This is a genomic window from Lysinibacillus parviboronicapiens (genome assembly GCF_003049605.2).
In the GTDB taxonomy this organism is placed as follows: domain Bacteria; phylum Bacillota; class Bacilli; order Bacillales_A; family Planococcaceae; genus Lysinibacillus; species Lysinibacillus parviboronicapiens.
In genome coordinates, this window is record NZ_CP073713.1 from 237,624 (window position 1) to 253,971 (window position 16,348).

The 16,348-nt window shown below is 38.1% G+C and carries 15 protein-coding genes and 1 pseudogene; 8 read left to right on the forward strand and 8 right to left on the reverse strand.

The genetic code is table 11. The features are described from left to right. Positions 1-7 precede the first annotated feature (7 nt). The gene (locus tag C9J31_RS01315; protein WP_107950694.1) at positions 8-934 is read right to left on the reverse strand and encodes a CAP domain-containing protein; all 927 of its coding nucleotides are present in this window, start codon (positions 932-934) and stop codon (positions 8-10) included. Positions 935-1,264: 330 nt separating this feature from the next. On the opposite strand from C9J31_RS01315, the gene C9J31_RS01320 reads away from it, so the two are divergent. The 4 genes from C9J31_RS01320 (at position 1,265) to C9J31_RS01330 (ending at position 8,661) form a co-directional block, all read left to right on the forward strand. After that, positions 1,265-2,839: a sensor domain-containing diguanylate cyclase gene (locus C9J31_RS01320; RefSeq protein ID WP_107925361.1), complete on the forward strand. Its 1,575-nt coding sequence runs from the start codon at positions 1,265-1,267 to the stop codon at positions 2,837-2,839. 634 nt (positions 2,840-3,473) lie between these two features. Beyond that, positions 3,474-7,778 carry an S-layer homology domain-containing protein gene (locus C9J31_RS01325; protein WP_107950695.1) on the forward strand — a complete coding sequence of 1,435 codons (4,305 nt, stop codon included), beginning with the start codon at positions 3,474-3,476 and terminating at the stop codon, positions 7,776-7,778. Between the two features lie 438 nt (positions 7,779-8,216). Then, entirely contained in the window at positions 8,217-8,342 is a 126-nt protein-coding gene (locus C9J31_RS23910) for a hypothetical protein (protein WP_268807933.1), read from the forward strand. Next, the gene (locus C9J31_RS01330; protein WP_107950696.1) at positions 8,308-8,661 is read left to right on the forward strand and encodes a TroA family protein; all 354 of its coding nucleotides are present in this window, start codon (positions 8,308-8,310) and stop codon (positions 8,659-8,661) included. Before C9J31_RS23910 ends, C9J31_RS01330 begins: the two co-directional genes overlap by 35 nt. A gap of 231 nt (positions 8,662-8,892) precedes the next feature. On the opposite strand, the gene C9J31_RS01335 is transcribed toward C9J31_RS01330, so the two are convergent. The 7 genes from C9J31_RS01335 to C9J31_RS23475 form a co-directional block, all read right to left on the reverse strand. Beyond that, positions 8,893-9,693: an alpha/beta hydrolase gene (locus C9J31_RS01335; protein ID WP_107950697.1), complete on the reverse strand. Its 801-nt coding sequence runs from the start codon at positions 9,691-9,693 to the stop codon at positions 8,893-8,895. Next, positions 9,690-10,694 (reverse strand): ABC transporter substrate-binding protein, encoded by a 1,005-nt coding sequence (locus C9J31_RS01340; RefSeq protein WP_107950698.1) that lies wholly within the window; start codon positions 10,692-10,694, stop codon positions 9,690-9,692. The genes C9J31_RS01335 and C9J31_RS01340 overlap by 4 nt, the downstream gene beginning before the upstream one ends. 45 nt (positions 10,695-10,739) lie before the next feature. Beyond that, entirely contained in the window at positions 10,740-11,939 is a 1,200-nt protein-coding gene (locus C9J31_RS01345) for an AraC family transcriptional regulator (RefSeq protein ID WP_107950699.1), read from the reverse strand. Positions 11,940-12,006: 67 nt separating this feature from the next. Next, entirely contained in the window at positions 12,007-12,471 is a 465-nt protein-coding gene (locus tag C9J31_RS01350) for a TroA family protein (protein ID WP_238602168.1), read from the reverse strand. Between the two features lie 287 nt (positions 12,472-12,758). Then, a complete protein-coding gene (locus C9J31_RS23915; protein ID WP_274520189.1) occupies positions 12,759-12,881 on the reverse strand; it encodes a hypothetical protein in 123 nt (40 codons plus the stop codon). Beyond that, complete coding sequence (locus tag C9J31_RS23470) at positions 12,878-13,099, reverse strand: hypothetical protein (protein WP_238602169.1); 222 nt, start codon at positions 13,097-13,099, stop codon at positions 12,878-12,880. The genes C9J31_RS23915 and C9J31_RS23470 overlap by 4 nt, the downstream gene beginning before the upstream one ends. Then, positions 13,062-13,481, reverse strand: coding sequence for an ABC transporter substrate-binding protein (locus tag C9J31_RS23475; RefSeq protein WP_338016386.1), 420 nt, complete (start codon positions 13,479-13,481; stop codon positions 13,062-13,064). Before C9J31_RS23475 ends, C9J31_RS23470 begins: the two co-directional genes overlap by 38 nt. On the opposite strand from C9J31_RS23475, the pseudogene C9J31_RS01360 reads away from it, so the two are divergent. The 4 genes and pseudogenes from C9J31_RS01360 to C9J31_RS01370 all read left to right on the forward strand — a co-directional run bounded on the left by C9J31_RS01360 (position 13,437) and on the right by C9J31_RS01370 (position 16,190). Further along, positions 13,437-13,979: pseudogene (locus C9J31_RS01360) on the forward strand (MFS transporter). The gene C9J31_RS23475 and the pseudogene C9J31_RS01360 overlap by 45 nt on opposite strands. A gap of 142 nt (positions 13,980-14,121) precedes the next feature. After that, positions 14,122-14,484, forward strand: coding sequence for a hypothetical protein (locus tag C9J31_RS24110; protein WP_342345596.1), 363 nt, complete (start codon positions 14,122-14,124; stop codon positions 14,482-14,484). Beyond that, the gene (locus tag C9J31_RS24115; protein ID WP_338016385.1) at positions 14,393-14,608 is read left to right on the forward strand and encodes a helix-turn-helix domain-containing protein; all 216 of its coding nucleotides are present in this window, start codon (positions 14,393-14,395) and stop codon (positions 14,606-14,608) included. Before C9J31_RS24110 ends, C9J31_RS24115 begins: the two co-directional genes overlap by 92 nt. Then, entirely contained in the window at positions 14,601-16,190 is a 1,590-nt protein-coding gene (locus C9J31_RS01370; protein WP_107950700.1) for an ABC transporter substrate-binding protein, read from the forward strand. Before C9J31_RS24115 ends, C9J31_RS01370 begins: the two co-directional genes overlap by 8 nt. The last annotated feature ends 158 nt before the right edge of the window (positions 16,191-16,348 follow it).

Here is a 16,348-nt window from a genome sequence, read left to right on the forward strand (position 1 = left end):
AGTACCTTTACTCAGAATAGAAATTAATTGTGTAATACGGTGCACCATTATCCTTAAAAGAAACCCCGACAAAAACATGTGTGAATTCTTTTCTCAAAATATTCCTCCGATGTCCTGTTGAATTCATCAATGCTTCATGGGCAAAGATGCTATTAAACTGACCATAAGCAATATTCTCTCCATACCAGTAGTAGCTTACCTCACCAGCCGCTAGGCGATCATTGGAATGATTACCTAGATGATCCTTATGACTAAAAAAGTCATGTGTAATCATATTACTGCTATGCTGACGAGCAATATGTTTATATTTTCTTTCATAAATTAGAGGCTGCAATCCTTCGCATACACGATCATGATTAATGAGTTCAACCATCAAATCTTCAAACCCTGTGCGTAAAATTTCTGAAGGACCATTATAATAACCAGGCTTGGTCATTTCAGTTGCAGTGGATACCCAAGTTACAGAACGAACAAGATCACTTTTATGCAAATCATAGAAAAACGTGACATAGTGTTGATCAATTAGGTAAGTTCCATGGGTAGGGCTACCAGATGGATCATGATAAGTAAGCAAATAACTCGTGCGATGACGGTGAATGGCCGTGAGAGGCGAGCCATATTTCTTTTCTACATCCGTACGATTAGCGCCAATTTGAATACCAAAAACTTTATACCCAGGACGTGTTTCATAGCCACCAACCGCTTTACCATGTTGAGTACCAATAAGATGAAATTGAGCGTAATCATCATAATAACGATTCCATACCATGTTGTATTCACTTTGGTATCTTACAAGCGGTTGAGACATGAATGCCAAAGATTGACTATTGTTTCCGGCCATTTTTGAATTTGCGCCTTTTTTGTGAACAAGCGAAGCGTTCGCCCAAAAAGCCATACTAAAGCTGAAAAGCATTGGAGCAGTTTTACGCAACATATATATCAAACCCTCTTTTGTAAAATTACAAATTATAATAGAAATATATCAAAAGTATAGTAGCTTTATAGATATAAAATTACTATATTTTTGCCTGATATACGATAAAAAGATTTTGGTATTTCTCCAACTATATGACTTTGGTTATAGCATCATTCTAAAAACAACACTATTTTGACATATTCTTTTCTACAAAAAACAATGAATTGTGCTTAATTGGGAATATTTTGTGTTTTAATAGAGGAATAGTGAAAAGATTTTCGGAATTTTTATTGTGGAAAGATGGTCATACATTAAATGAAATACTATAAATAGGGGCATAGAATAGAGATGAAATCAAGACAAATAAAATTGAAGCATTTGATAATGAGTGTGGCGATGGCTGCATTCTTTTTCACGAGTATAGGTAGCATTTGGAGCGGCTATCGTATGAATGTCGATTCCATAAGGGAAAATTCTCTAGAAACAAATCGTGTATATGCGCAAAAGTTAGCGACAACTGCGAGTTCGTATTTAGAGGAATCGTTTCAGATCTTAGGCTATAGTGCTGGTACCATTAAGTCTAAAATGGATGATGAAAATGCATTAAATGAAGTAACAGAACGCCTGAAAATGCAAAATAATATGTTTAATTCAGTACTTGTCACCAATGCAGACGGTCTTGTGTTATCGGTTTCTCCACCTTCTGTCGAAGTGAAGGGGGAAGTGTTAACTTCTGTTGGAGCAAAAGAAGCATTATCTAAGCGAAAACCTCTTGTTTCCAAGCCCTATGAGGGGCTAACAGGACGACTGATTATTTTTATTTCGTATCCGATTTTTTCAGAGACGGATGAATACTTAGGGATGGTGGCTGGAACAATTTATTTGAAGGAGCAAAACGTCTTTTATTCCCTCCTTGGAGAGCATTTTTACCATGATGGCTCTTATGTGTATGTAGTGGACGCGGATGGACGTATTATTTATCACCAAAATCCAAGCCGCATTAATGATATCGCGATTGAAAATAAAGTTGTTCAGGCGGTGGTTGCTGGAAACAACGGGTCACAACAGGTTGTTAATACAAAAGGTGTGGAAATGCTTGCAGGTTATAGTGCAGTTCCGTTAGCAGGCTGGGGTGTCGTCTCACAGCGACCATTAAATGTTGCATTAGAACCGTCATTCGATCGGGTACAGGATGTAGGGATAAAAGCGTTACCTCTTATGTTGGTGTCCATCATTATTGTACTTTGGGCAGCAACACGTATTGCACATCCATTGCAACAATTAGCGACATTAACAGAGGAGAGCTTGAATAAGAAAAATGTAGAGGGATTGAAATCTGTTCGCAGCTGGTATTTTGAAGCCTATTATTTGAAAAGTGCGCTGGTTAGAAGCTTGTCGTTTTTACAGGGACAAGTGTCTTACTTTAAGGATCAATCTACTACTGATCCTTTAACAGGTGTAACAAACCGCCGGACAATGGATACTGTACTTGCAAAATGGCAGGAAGAACTGTTACCACATGCAATTATTTTGTTGGATTTAGATCATTTTAAGAGTGTCAATGATACGTATGGTCATGCCGTGGGGGACAAGGTACTACAATATTTAGCGCAAAATATGAAGACCGTTGCACGTGATGGAGATATTTGTTGTCGTTACGGTGGTGAAGAATTCATCATGCTATTGCCGAATACAACAGCTGAGGAAGCGGCACAAGTGGCAGAGCAACTACGTGGAAATTTAGCTAATTCCATAAGTCCTTGTGGCCGTCCAGTAACGTTATCAGCAGGGATTGCCGTGTATCCGCAGATGGCTGATACGATTGAAGGGCTTATCGAGGCAGCAGATGGTGCTTTATATCGAGCAAAACAAGCTGGACGAAATCAAGTTATGGTGGCCCGGACAACACCAAATGCAAAATAATGAAAATAGATAGGCTTACATTTCTAATTATGGGGTACATGATTAATGCGACGATCATTTGGGCAAGCTATTTTTAGTCATTCACCAGATGACTTCATAACTTCGTTCAAATAATACGTAAACTCGGGACACATCTCTCGATCGACTTGGCAAGACGTAAGGTTATCCCCCTTTCCCTTATGACATTACAAGGACGACTAGATGTATGCCTATATATCGTAAAGGCCAAGAGAGCACCGATGCTTCTTGGCTTTTTATATTGCACAAAAAACTCGTGTAACTCGATTTAGCCATTTTCGGACAGCTATCGGAATATTCTCTTGGTGCAATACAGGCTGATGTATATTTAGATTGAAGGGATTAAAATACGGGAAAAGATAAGTGGTTGGTTAGTGGAACGGTTTGGATGACTGCGGTGTACAGTGTCCAAACTGTTTTTTTATTGGCTAGGAACGACAGCTTTATTAGCTAATGCTTGGTGGTAGAAAATCCACTTACACCTAGGAAAGTATCCTTGCTTTTCCTACTATTATTTTAGAATTATCTATGAAGGTACGCTATCAACCTGTCGATATAAAGGGTATGATGAAAATAATATTGCACGCATCAATCTTTAATCGAAAGGAAGAGTGAGATGGATAAAACAAAAATCCAAAAAGTAAACAAGGCGCTTATTGCGACTGTTTTTGCTACAAGTGGAATTGCAGTTGTGATACCCCCACCGCAAAAGGCAGCGGCTGCTACTTCACCCTTTATAGATATTAACCAGTATTCTAGCCATTATGAAAATATTTTAAAATTATACTCACAGGGTGCTATTAGTGGATTTGCAGATAAAACTTTCCGTCCAAATCAAAATGTAACACGAGGCCAAGCTGCTAAAATGCTGGCGACGGTGTTAAAATTGGATGTAAAAAATGTCGAAGATCCTTACTTTAAAGATGTTCCAAAAAGTAACGAATACTATAAATATGTTGCTGCTCTTCAAAATGCAGGAATTATGTCTGGTTATTCAAATGGAACATTTATGCCAAATGAAGTTGTAACACGAGGGCAATTAGCAAAAATTTTAGTACTTGGCTTTAAATTTGAAGTGGCTTCTAATTACAACCACAGTTTCCAAGACGTCACGAGTCAAACAAGTAACGCAGCCTATATTCAAACTCTAGTAGATTTAAAAGTGACGGAAGGGACAACACCTGTCACATTCTCTCCATTCAATGCGGTAACACGTGGACAAATTGCATCATTTATAGTGCGTTCTCAAGACAAAAAGAGTAATGCCACATCATACAAGGTTACAGGTGTTGAAGATGACATTATCTACATAAATGCTGAACCATACACAGTACCAGAAAGTCTTGCTCATATTTTTAACGAGTATAACGCAGATGTGTTGAAGGGTGCTCTTATTGAAGGAGACCTTTCGGGTAAAACGCTGTATTCTGTGTCCAAGTTAACGTTAAATGCGAGCGGAACGAGTTCAAGATTTTTAGAGCTAGATGGAGAAAATGGATCCTTTGGCGCAACAATCGTTGTCAATGGCAACTATATTGAATTCTCCAATGTAACATTAACAGGCACCATGCTTGTCAATGAAACTGTACGTCCACCTTTACATTTAAATGTTTCTACCTATAAGCCATTAGCCATTGGCCGTGTGGCAAGCAATAATCTGTCATTTATCAACTGGTCTAACCCAGAAAAACCAGAAGAGGATAATTCGACAAATAATAATCCATCAACAGATCTGCAAAATTGGACAAATCAGAACCCTGATAAAGACAAGCCATTTGTCAACTGGTCAAAAGATAAGGTGACGATGAAAAATGTTGAAAAGCACATCGAATTTTACAATAGCTCGGTGTCACGCCTTGTCGTGTCTCAAAGTGGTACGAAAATCGAAACGAATACAAAATTACCACGTGTAGATATTATCGGCAATATCCGTGAATTTGAAATTCAAGGTAATATTGGCACACTCAATCTTGATACAGAGACAAAGCTGACAATATACGGAGATAGTAATATCGACTGGATCAATTACAATAGCTTTACGGATTTAGAGCTATACATAGATGGTCGAGTAGGTACGTTATACGTTGATAATGCTTATGGTTGGATTGATATCGGCGACTATACGTATATTGACAAAGTCATTATTCCAAAGGGCGAATCACCAAATAATATATTCGATGACTTCCTAGAAGACAAAGATAACGTAGGAAGTATTACAGACCCAGACGGCAAACCGATCGATAAGGACGATATCGACAATCAAAAACCGTCAGATAAAACGAAACCAATTATTAGCATCTCAGGTGTCAAGGTACTGAACGGCAGTGAGATTCAAGCAGACTTCCACTCCAACGAAGTCGGTACGTACTACTATATTGTCCGTGAAAAAGGCGCTGAAGTACCGACAAAACGAGAAATGGTGAACCGTCATTCTGTTGAGAATGTGGCGAACGGAACAGGTGCAGCAGTAAACGGCACGAATACCATCAAAGTATCTAATTTAGGAGAGAAAAAAGAATATGTCATCTACGTGATGGTAGTTGACGGTGCGAAAAATGCTTCCGACATTGTATCACAAACATTCCAAATGAAGGATGCTTCGCCGCCGAAAGTGAGTAGTTTAACCGTGTTACCTCTGCATGGTGGTAAACGGGCGGAAATGAAATTCGTAGCAAGTGAGCCAGGAGATTACTATTACTATGTACGTAAGAAAACAACCGCTGCAGATCCGACAACCGCAGATGTCATTGCCAATCCAACAGGAAAAGGTAAGGCAGTTGCAGGTGATTTAGCAATTACGGAAATTCTAACAGGCTTAGAGGCTGAAACAGAATATCAACTTTATGTAGTAATGAAGGACAACTCTGGAAATAACTCAGTAGATCCGATTCCAAAAGAGGCTGTAAAAGAATTCAAAACAGGTGCATTGGATAATATTCATCCGTTTGTGGAAAATACGAAACTCGAACCAGCCGGTAAGGAAAACCAATTCTACGTGTATTTTAACGAAGCATTAGATCCTGAAAGTGCCCGAAATGTAAATAACTATGATTTATCTGGAACAGTCATTGTAAATACAACTGGTCAAAATAAAATTAAGCCTTCTGCAGTGGAATATAAAGAAGGCGATAAAAAAGTATTATTAACAATCCCATCTGGAACAGGGTTTGTCTATGGTGATACATTAAGGGTAACGGTATTACCTAGCGTAAAAGATTTAGCGGATAATGATTTTGAAAATGCAAATACAGTTCAGCCTGGTAAAAATATTCGAAACTATGCGGAATACGTGCATGAAAAACTAGATATGCCAGTTATTTCAATTAAAAATGTTGTTAGCAAACCCGACCAATCTGATAATTTTAAACGTGTAGAAGTTGAATTTAAACCAAACAAGGCTGGTACGTACTATTACATGGTGTTACCGGATATAGTCGTAGACAATGGTGAAACAAAAACCTTTAAGCAATATTTAACAGATAAGGGTATTACAGAACGCGATTTCGTTAATGAATTTGCGATTGAATCATCATTAAAGTCTGGTTACTTCCAACTTGGCGGGCAGGATATTTATATTGAACGTGGCTCTGGGCCAGCAGATTTAGAGGAAGAAACAAAAAAATTCCCAATTTCTATTTCAAAAGACAAACTTAATCCATTCTTAAGCTATTCTGTTTATATGGTCTTAAAGGATCGTGGTGGGGAAATCTCGAAAATAGCATCAAAAGAAATACTTGGCGATACGAAAGCACCATTAATTAAAGATATAGTAGTGAAACCAAAGGAAAACGATGATACAAAGGCTATGATTAGTTTCAATACCGATGAAACGACAAAACTCCATTATTGGTTTGTACCGAAAAAAAATACAGATGGCACAACAAATGATTCAGCTAATTTAACAATTAACACGCCGGCAGAACGCAAATTCTTAGAGGAAAAACTTAAATCTAGTCCATCTGTGACAAAGAGTGGTAAAGGGACATTCCCATTAACAGAGGCCTCAGGTTTCACAGCAACGCCACATACAGACTACGTTGTCTATTTAGGTGCAGAGGATACTTACGGTAATATCACGGTCTACAAAGCCAATGCAGCAGGAGACAATCATGATGAAACGAATGCAGGTTGGATGAAGCAAGATTTCTACTCAGATGGCACAGCACCGCGTGTAGAAGACCCTATCTTCAAGCGAATCGATGGGAAAACATTTGAGATCACATTCTCTGAAGCAGTTGGTGACCCATCCAGTCCAGGAAGCATCATTGCTAACAACCAACCAATCTTTAATTTAACTAATTTAGATGGGACAACAGCTACCTTACCAAGCTATGCATGGGCATGGGAAGATGGTGCTTCGACACGAGAAACATGGAAGCCACGTAAGATGATTATTACCTTTAATAGTGAAGTGAATCAAAGTTTTGCTTTAACGGTTAATGCGAATATTACCGATAAAGGCAGTGCAGTGATTGCAAATACACAACTACCATTTGCGAATGGTAAACCAACGGCATCTTATATCTATAGAACCCTTACGACGAATATTGAAAGTGCTAAGCTTCAAGAACCAATTTCTGTAGATAGAAGTAATAAAATTAATGCAACATTTGACTTTACGTTTGCTGATCCTTCTGTACAACCAGGCGAAGAGGTCAACTTCTACTACAAAGTATACAGTAAGACATATTCACAAACGGACATCGATAAAGTAAAACCAATTGAGGTCATTGATCCAAACACTTCAGGCGCATTAACAAGCCTCAGTGATGGTAAAGGCAAGACACCACTTACAAATGGTCGAACAGTGCAGCCTATTACAAATAATATATTCCCATTCATTGAGGGAGATTATATTGTCATCGTTATAGTTGATAAATATGGAAATAAGCATCTTGTGCAAGATAAGATATCGAAATAATACCCATTCCTTTTGGGTATAGTGGATTATAGTATATAAAGCTTTAACTAGGAAATCGAAAAGGCTATAAGTCGCTAATAATAAACTAAACCCTATAAGTAGACAATATAACAAGACATTCATCTCATTATGGACAGAGCCCGAATAGTGGACACTTAAAGTGGACTATTCGGGTTTTTTGATTTTCTTCAAGATTAAATCTCGTTATACTCACCATACAGTTTAAGAACGGCGTAATGTACATGAGTACATACTATTTTATGATATCAACTTAGACCACTAGAATTTAATTTTTATGCAAAAATTTGTTGTGATAAACCTTATTGCTCGTTGGTCAAAGAGGCAGAAGTACAGCGACATATTCGATCGTGGGGAATAAACCGCTTACTTATCATGAGTAAATGTTGCAACTAGTAAAATGGTCGTTTTTTCGATGGTATGCTCCCATTAAAGGAACGTTTCCCTATTATTGCTGATATTGTTGGTAAAAAAGCAGAAGGAAAGCAACAACTGAAGCAGTATGAAGAAGATGCAGAAGCTTCGTATAAATGGTACAGTGGCTGAAGACGAAACTGCTGTGGTACTTCAATATTTTTGGAATAAAAATATGTATGTGATGAAAACAGGTGGGGTAGCTGATTTATTGTATCAACCTGAAGGTTTTGCTATGGATGAAAAGGTACAAGCGTTACAGCCGAACAGTGGGCCGTATATTCACATTTCTGAAGAATCCATGCATGATACGCTTGTTGGTAATTATTTATTTGTATTACTTTCTGCGGATAAAGAGGCTCAAAAAGCCTTTGAAGAATTACAGCAAAAGCCTTTGTGGAACGCTTTGCCTGCCGTAAAAAAACAATCAAGTATATTATATAGAGGATAAATGGAATTATGATGATATGACAACGAGTGAAATGTTGTTGGAGGATTGCCAAATATGTTAGCGAAATAGCGTTAGTCCTACGCTATTTCCAACATTTTAATGCATAACAGGTATTCAGGATTAAACCCAGATTGTTTCGTGCTATATAGTTTGAGCTAGGTTAACAGTCGACAATATTTTGAAGTGTAAAAACCCAAGTGGAGTCACCGCCACTTGGGTTTTGTCCTGTCATTAGGAATTTAGAAATCGAGGAAGCCTGCTAAGCATTGCAGGGAGCACACTAACATGTTCTTCTTCAGCAAATTTTACATAGTTCGTGTGAATGTCACTGGCCGCTAGATCCTTCATTCGCTCAAAAACCTGCTCGGCTCCATCCAGCATATCCGGTAGCTCTTCCGCGCCGATCGTTAACAGAAGGTTGAGTGGATACTCACCTTTCCATGTTTCCTTAAACATGTCTAATTCCTTTAGTATTTCATTTTCTCCCCACCAAACAGAGGGGCTACCGGCTACATAATGGGTAAATAAGTGAGGTCTTGCAAACAGTGCATGCAATGTGAAAAGCCCGCCTAGTGAATGACCAACAATAGCTTGCTTTCCAGCATTAATTGGCCATTCCTTGGCAATTGCAGGCTTTAGTTCCTGCTCAATAAAGTCTAGAAAGTCATCAGCATGGCCACTAGTTGGCCATGGTTTGCCTATAGAACGGGATGGTAGGCTAGCTTCATTTACTGGCATTGTAAAATCACGACATCGTCGATCCATATCAAATGGTTCACGCGAAGGATAGCCGATTCCAATCACTACTATCGGATCAAAGCCTTTAGGTTTTCTTGTTTGTAGTTTTACTGCTTCGGCAAGCGTTTGAAAAAGGGCATCCCCGTCTAAGGCATAGATAACTGCATAGCCATTGGGAGGGGGTTCATCCATTGGAGCCGCGACCAAAATTCTGTAGTCAAGTTTCCTACGGGATGTCATTTGCAGTTCAAAATAGCTCTCTTGTCTATAAGGTAGTCCAGTCATGTTACTCATGGCGCTAGGAACTCCAATACGTCTTCTATCACTTCGCCTTGAGCTTGAATTCCGCCATTCAGCCAGTAATCACCTGAAGTTTCAAAAACTTGATTGTTTTTGACGGCGGCTGTACTTTGCCAAATGCTACTTTCCTTTAATTCTGTTAAGTATTCATCGCCTAGATTTCCGTCATTAATAAGGAAAATATAATCTGCGTCCAATTCAGGTAATATTTCCAACGATACTTCAAAGGCGCCGCTTTTCACTAAGTTGCTTTGTTCAAATCCTAATTCATGTGATAGCACATAGCCTCCAAAATAGTCATCATTCATAAAAAACATACCTTTTGCATTAAATCGCATTAAAGCTACTTTCTTCCCTTCCACAGCAGTCAGCTTTGTCTTCGCAGCATCAACCTTTTCCCGATAACGCTGTAGAGCTTGTTCTGCCTTTTTTGGTTCATTGACTAGTTGGCCCAAAATTTTAATAGAATTGTTTAAATCACTAGGTGCGTTTTTGAACACGTAGGTCGGGGCAATTTTTGCGTATTTGTCATATACACCTTTCTCGGCATAATTGGCGTTGTGCAAAATAATTAAATCGGGCTGATAAGCCAGAATTGCTTCTGCAGATGGGGGGCCACTTGCAAAGCTAATCTCTGGAACATCATTTAGCTGATTTTGTAAATAGAGTTGCGGCTTAACACCGTTCGACCATTGCACAATCGGCTTAACTCCTATAGCAAGCAAGGAGTCCTCCATCACAGGTGCAAAAATTTTAGTTGGTTTAGTCGTGAGTGTTAACTCGTTGCCAAGCTCGTCTGTTACCGTCAGTGGATAGATGTCTTTTTCCTCGGCATTGTTAACCGTTGATGCTTCCATTGCGTTGGCTGATGTATCTTCCTTATCTACTGTTTTAGAGTTGCAGGCAGTGAGCATTACGAGTGTAATTAACAGGGTTGTTAGAATGCAGAAAGCCCTAAAAATCGAACTGTATTTATTGCTAAGAATTTGGTGCATATAAAATTAAAATCTCCCTTCACTGATAATGATTCTTACATAGAATTATAAATCAGTGTTAGGTAAGACTCCATGGACGGGAACAGGAAAAGGATTTGGATTTTTTCCGGTTAACATTAACAGCATTTCGTCCAGCATCCGATTAATGGCAATGGCGGAATACTCGAACCAAGGATTAGACGGTATGAGATAAACATAACCATTTTGTACGGCCTTCAGTTTTTTCCAGTGAATAAGATGCTGTAGCGAAAGCCAATAAACCCGAGTATCAGTGTCTGGGCAAAGGAGAATTAGCAGACGATCAGGATTCAACTCCAGCAGCTGGTCAATGGAGATTTGCTCATTACAGGGTTCCTTCTGTACATCGATGATATTTAGCTGTAAATCTTGAGAAATAACATCTCGTATCCCATTGTTGCTATATAAATATAGTTTATCTCCTGATAATCTGAGAACAGCAAAACGATCTTCTCCAACATTGTGTTTAATAGCCTTCTGTGCCTGCAAAGCTTTTTGTTCGTAAGATTGAATGAAGTCTTCACATTGACTTTGTTTCTTTACTTCAAAAGCTATTTCTCTAAGCTGTGTTTTCCAATTTCCATTACCTATACTGATTATTTGGATACCTGCCTTTTCAAGCCAATTAGTCATACTTACAGAGGTTTTTTCATGAACAATAACAATATCTGGTTTCGCAGATGCTAGCTTTTTAAAATTTTCCTGTGACTCAGCATCAAAAATATTTAAGTGGATGTTAATTTTAGACTGGTAATAGTAGTAATAATAGGGACTCCATTTAGCGTTGAGTGGGGCAGCTACTGGTATGACACCGAGTGCTAGTAGGTTACCGATTACTGAAACGCAAAAGGTAGAAATTCGCTTTCGAAAAGCCTTACTATATAAGGATGGAGAAACACCAACTTCTTTCTTAAATTTTCGACTGAAATAAAACTCGTCGTTATAGCCGACTTTTTGTGCAATGTCTCGTAACAAAAAATCTGTTTCACGAAGCAACTGTTTCGCTTGTCCGATACGAAGTTCGGTCAAATAATCGGTAGCACTTTGTCCATATGATTTCTTAAACGCTTCGCCAAAATAGTTTGGGCTCAAGCCTGTTATCAACGCTAGATAATCAATAGTTAATGGTAGATCAAAATGATTTGCCATAAAAATTCGCACATCGTCTAGAGACATCTGTACAACGTCCCCGATTTTAGTGCTATGAGTTTTCTCGTTATGCAACATGCGAATCCACCTCTCAGCCAAAAATCTATAATCAGGTTAAATATTGGCGGCATTAATTGAGTAACTTTCAATATCCAATCAATCGAGGCAAAGCCCCAAGTAACTTTTCCCTTGTGTAAGCATCGCTATAATTCCATTTTCTCGCGTCTACTAAATAAAAATTACCTTTCTTCACTGCAGGTAGGCTTTTCCAGAGGGAGCTGTTGATGAGTGCCTCTGTAGCTAGTCTTGATTCAAGATTATCTGAGAACAGCAGAAAGATTCGATCACCTGCATAGGCAGGCATTAAATTTAACGGTATCTCTTCATAGCCTTCGCCGGATTGAATTAAATTTTTAATTAAGTGGTTTGGTTGAAAACCATATGGATGATAGAGAGCAGTTGATAGACCTGTGCATCCCATCACAAATAGACGTTTCCCTCGGTCGAAAATAAAAACAGAGGCTGTTTCACCAGGTGCAAGAGTTGTTTGTAATTGTTGCCACATCATAACTTCCTTTTCTTTGAAACGATAAAGCCAATCTTGCGCCACTTGTTACTTGCCAAGCCATTGTCCTAATAGAGCAATACGCTTTTCAAGGGTGTCCCATGAGTTATGCGTAACAGTAGGAGCAATTTCTGATAAAACTCGATATGTACGGAGCGAGTAAAAAAGTCAATATCGGATAGAAAAAAAGCAATGCTGTTTCGCAAGAAATCGGCTTTTTATGGTCCAACTTTTTCGCTCCTTTATGTAAGTGAAAATGATTATCAATTAATAGTATTGTATAAAATATAAAGGGGCATTTCAACTAGGTGAAATGCCCCTTAACAAATTATTTATTTTTTTAACAAAGCAGGGGTTTCTTTTAATAACCATTCTCTTGTAGAAGCATCACTGTCACTCTTTTGGATATCAATCGTATAGAAATGTCCATTTTTGTCAGCTGGTAGTTTTTTCACATAGTGCTTTCCATCATATCGTTTGTTGACTGTTTCGCTTCATCATCTACTGGTGTCAGTATGAAGATTCGGTCTCCGGCATACTCAGGAAGAAGTTCAGTGGAAATTTCAACAAAGCCCTTTTCTTCATCAAGAATTTGTTGAATATTTTTACCTGGTTTAAAGCCACCATTCGAATCGTTAAAGTACTTGTGATAGTCCAGTACGAGCCATGACAAATAAACGATCGCCAGGATAATAAGTCAAAATTGAAGCTGTTTCATTGGGTTGGAAAGTGCCGTCATCAACTAGTGATTTCCACATTTTTTCAGTTTTTTCATTATAGTTGTTTAACCATTCTGTTGCTTGTTGTTGCTTTCCAAATATATCACCAAGTACGGATAAACGTTTGTTTAAAGGAGCAAATGTATCAATCACTATTGTTGGAGCTATTTTAGCAAGCTGTGAATACGTTTTTTCATCAGTAGTCGCAATGATAATAAGGTCAGGCTTTAAAGCTAATGTTTTTTCTACATTGATAGTGACGAAAAAACGAAGGGGTGGAGAAGTAAAGAACTGTATTTCATTGCAGTGCTCTATTTTATTGTTGGTATTGTCTATTTAATACCGAATTTATATCAAACAAGTTATATGAAAGAGCTTGGACTTTCTAACGCAATGGCAGGAACTGTTTATGCGATAGCGGGTATTGTTTCAATTGGAGGTGCTCCGTTATGGGGAATGCTCGCTGATCGAATAGGTGTAAAAACAACGTTACTTGCTGCTTTAGTAATGTCTGTGGTTGGAGATATTCTTCCAATTGTATAAGGAACTATAGCAGGATTTATTGTATCAGCAGTTATTTGGGGTTCTTCACTTGGTGGTGTTCTCGTGCTAATTCAAATGAAAGCCAGTCAACAAGTGCAACCTAAGTATGTTGCGACTGCAATTGGTTTTATATCTATTTTTTATGCAGTTGGCCAAATGATTGGCCTTGTGCTTGCTGGTGGACTAATAGAATACGCTGGTGGTTATATATCTGCATACGGTTTCGGTGCAGTTATGTTCTTCTTGTGTGTACTTCTTGCCATGATGATTCAATCGAAAGAAGTGCAGTAAAGGCATTGTTAGTAACAATAAAGTACTCTGACCTATTCCTTTTCTATTTTTATTTAATAGCAAAAGAGTTTTGAATTTGCTATACTTTCAACAGATAATGAAAATCATTCTCAATAAAAGTTGTGAAGGGTGTGATGAAACATTGACAACTAACTTTCATCAGAACTTTAGCCATTTTTTCAATGCGTTGGACATATCAAAGAAACACGGCGCCCCAACAGAGTATATGGCATTCCAATCCAATGTTAAAGAGGGAACGATACATCGCTTGATTCCGCGTTCAGATTTAGAAGTGGTCATCTCTGACTATGCTTTTTATCAAAATTATCAGATGCAAATGTCTACGAAACAGCCAATGGTTGAACTTAGCTTTTGTATGCAAGGTGTTAGAGGAATTCAGATTTCGGGATTAAATGTTTGGCACAACGGTTTTTGGTTATTTGCGAGAAAAACGCTTGGAAAAGGCGTATTTATTATTACAGGAAGGGAAGATGAATGTGAATGAAGTATCTAGTCAAGTAGGCTACGCTAACCCTAGTTATTTTGCACAAACTTTCAAAGATAAATATGGAATCAATCCTAGCAATTTTGTTAGAGGTAAAAGGATTGTAGAGGACATAGATGGCTAATCTGATTTCACAAGATGCAACACCTTTATCGCAAACATTTTATTATCCGATACAAATTGCTAGGTTAGAAAAGGTCGTTAGTAAATCTGAGGAAATTTCTTCGTTACCATCTATTTTAGTTATTTATGAAGGACATGGATTTCTTACTTTAAAGGGAGAACAATACAGGCTATCACGTGGATGCGTGGTACTTTGGCATAATGCAAAAGAATTAGACATCACAACCAAGTTACATGCTGGACTTCGAGGAACGCTAATCCAATACCATGGTTTAACGAACGACCAATCTGAACCGAGCATATTGAAGCATTCCGAACCGCTTTCGGACTGCTCTTACGAGATAATTCGTATGGCTTCAGAGTTAGAAATAATATCGAGCGAATCTATGAACAGTAACCCATTTCATTTTCAAAAATTATTTTTAGAACTTCTTGAAGCACTTTACAAGGAAATGGAAGATAGAATTCGACCTAGTGATTCCTGGCTAGAACAAATACTCAATTATATGGATAGACATTTTCATGAAGATTTAACACGGGAACAGATGGCCCAATTAGCACAAGTCAGCCCAGAGCACTTCTCACGTGCTTTTCGTAAAAAGACAGGCCTAACTTTTAGTGCCTATCTTGCCTTACTACGGATTCGTGAATCTCAGCAGAAGTTGCTATATAACATGCCTAAATTAGATAATCTGGCGCAGGAAGTCGGCTACAAAGAAGGTACCTATTTAAGCCGCAAATTTAAGCAGTTAGTGGGGATGTCTCCTTCCGCTTTTTATAATAAGAAAAAGCGAGTGGTTTCTCTTAATACGAATCATACTGCGTGTCTACTTGCACTTGGTATTATACCTGAATTGGGGGTGTATTCTGAGTGGCTAGACGATGTTAAGCAAGTAAGTCCCGTATACAAGCTAAATAATTATGAACAGGATACAACATCCATCTATAAAAATATCGCAGCAGTTCGACCTGATTTAATCATCAACTATAATACAGCTAAGAACAATAAGTCTTTACTTTCAGTGGCTCCTGTACTTGAAATTCCTTTTATGCATATCAGTTGGCGCGAACAGTTTCGCCTTATTGCAGATATTGTAGATAAACAGCAACAAGTGGAGGCTTGGTTTAGCCAATATGATCACTTGGTTTCGCAATGTAACGAGCAACTTGATCACTATCTGGGCATAAGGGGGACAGCCATTGTGTGGGAAATCGGTGAAAATACCGCATATTGTATAAATAGCAGCTTTGGAAGAGGAAGCCAAATTTTGTATGACGATATGGGATTTCATTTACCTATTTCTATGCTTCATCATAATATAGAAAAAAGTGGCTATATTGAGATAGATATTGAAGCTATCGCAAATTACCCCGCTGATCATATATTTATTACAGCACTTCCATTGAATAAAGCAGGCAAAAAGCGTGTGAGTCATTTGTTTCAATCAGAGTCTTGGCTTAAGATGGAGGCTGTGCAGCGGAAGCAAGTATATGTGATTAACCAATCAAACATGTTTTATGGCTATGATCCGTTGTCTTCGAAAGCACAGCTATATGAACTAATGAAGGTGTTAACATCATAATAATGAACGGTAATAAATCATTTTAGTGCATAGACAATGTTTACTCGCCAATTTACAATAACAATTGAGAATCGTTATCAATAGTTAGAAATGGAGGGTTTAAATTGCGCTTACAACAATATCAATATAGGAAATTCATCGTTCCGTTATTTCTATGC

Coding starts and splice junctions, on each gene's coding strand:
- C9J31_RS01315 (WP_107950694.1), bottom strand. CDS start 934: ATGTTGCGTAAAACTGCTCCAATGCTTTTCAGCTTTAGTATGGCTTTT.
- C9J31_RS01335 (WP_107950697.1), bottom strand. CDS start 9,693: ATGAGTAACATGACTGGACTACCTTATAGACAAGAGAGCTATTTTGAA.
- C9J31_RS01325 (WP_107950695.1), top strand. CDS start 3,474: ATGGATAAAACAAAAATCCAAAAAGTAAACAAGGCGCTTATTGCGACT.
- C9J31_RS24115 (WP_338016385.1), top strand. CDS start 14,393: ATGTTTGGCACAACGGTTTTTGGTTATTTGCGAGAAAAACGCTTGGAA.
- C9J31_RS01340 (WP_107950698.1), bottom strand. CDS start 10,694: ATGCACCAAATTCTTAGCAATAAATACAGTTCGATTTTTAGGGCTTTC.
- C9J31_RS01330 (WP_107950696.1), top strand. CDS start 8,308: ATGCAGAAGCTTCGTATAAATGGTACAGTGGCTGAAGACGAAACTGCT.
- C9J31_RS01345 (WP_107950699.1), bottom strand. CDS start 11,939: ATGTTGCATAACGAGAAAACTCATAGCACTAAAATCGGGGACGTTGTA.
- C9J31_RS23910 (WP_268807933.1), top strand. CDS start 8,217: ATGCTCCCATTAAAGGAACGTTTCCCTATTATTGCTGATATTGTTGGT.
- C9J31_RS01320 (WP_107925361.1), top strand. CDS start 1,265: ATGAAATCAAGACAAATAAAATTGAAGCATTTGATAATGAGTGTGGCG.
- C9J31_RS01370 (WP_107950700.1), top strand. CDS start 14,601: ATGGCTAATCTGATTTCACAAGATGCAACACCTTTATCGCAAACATTT.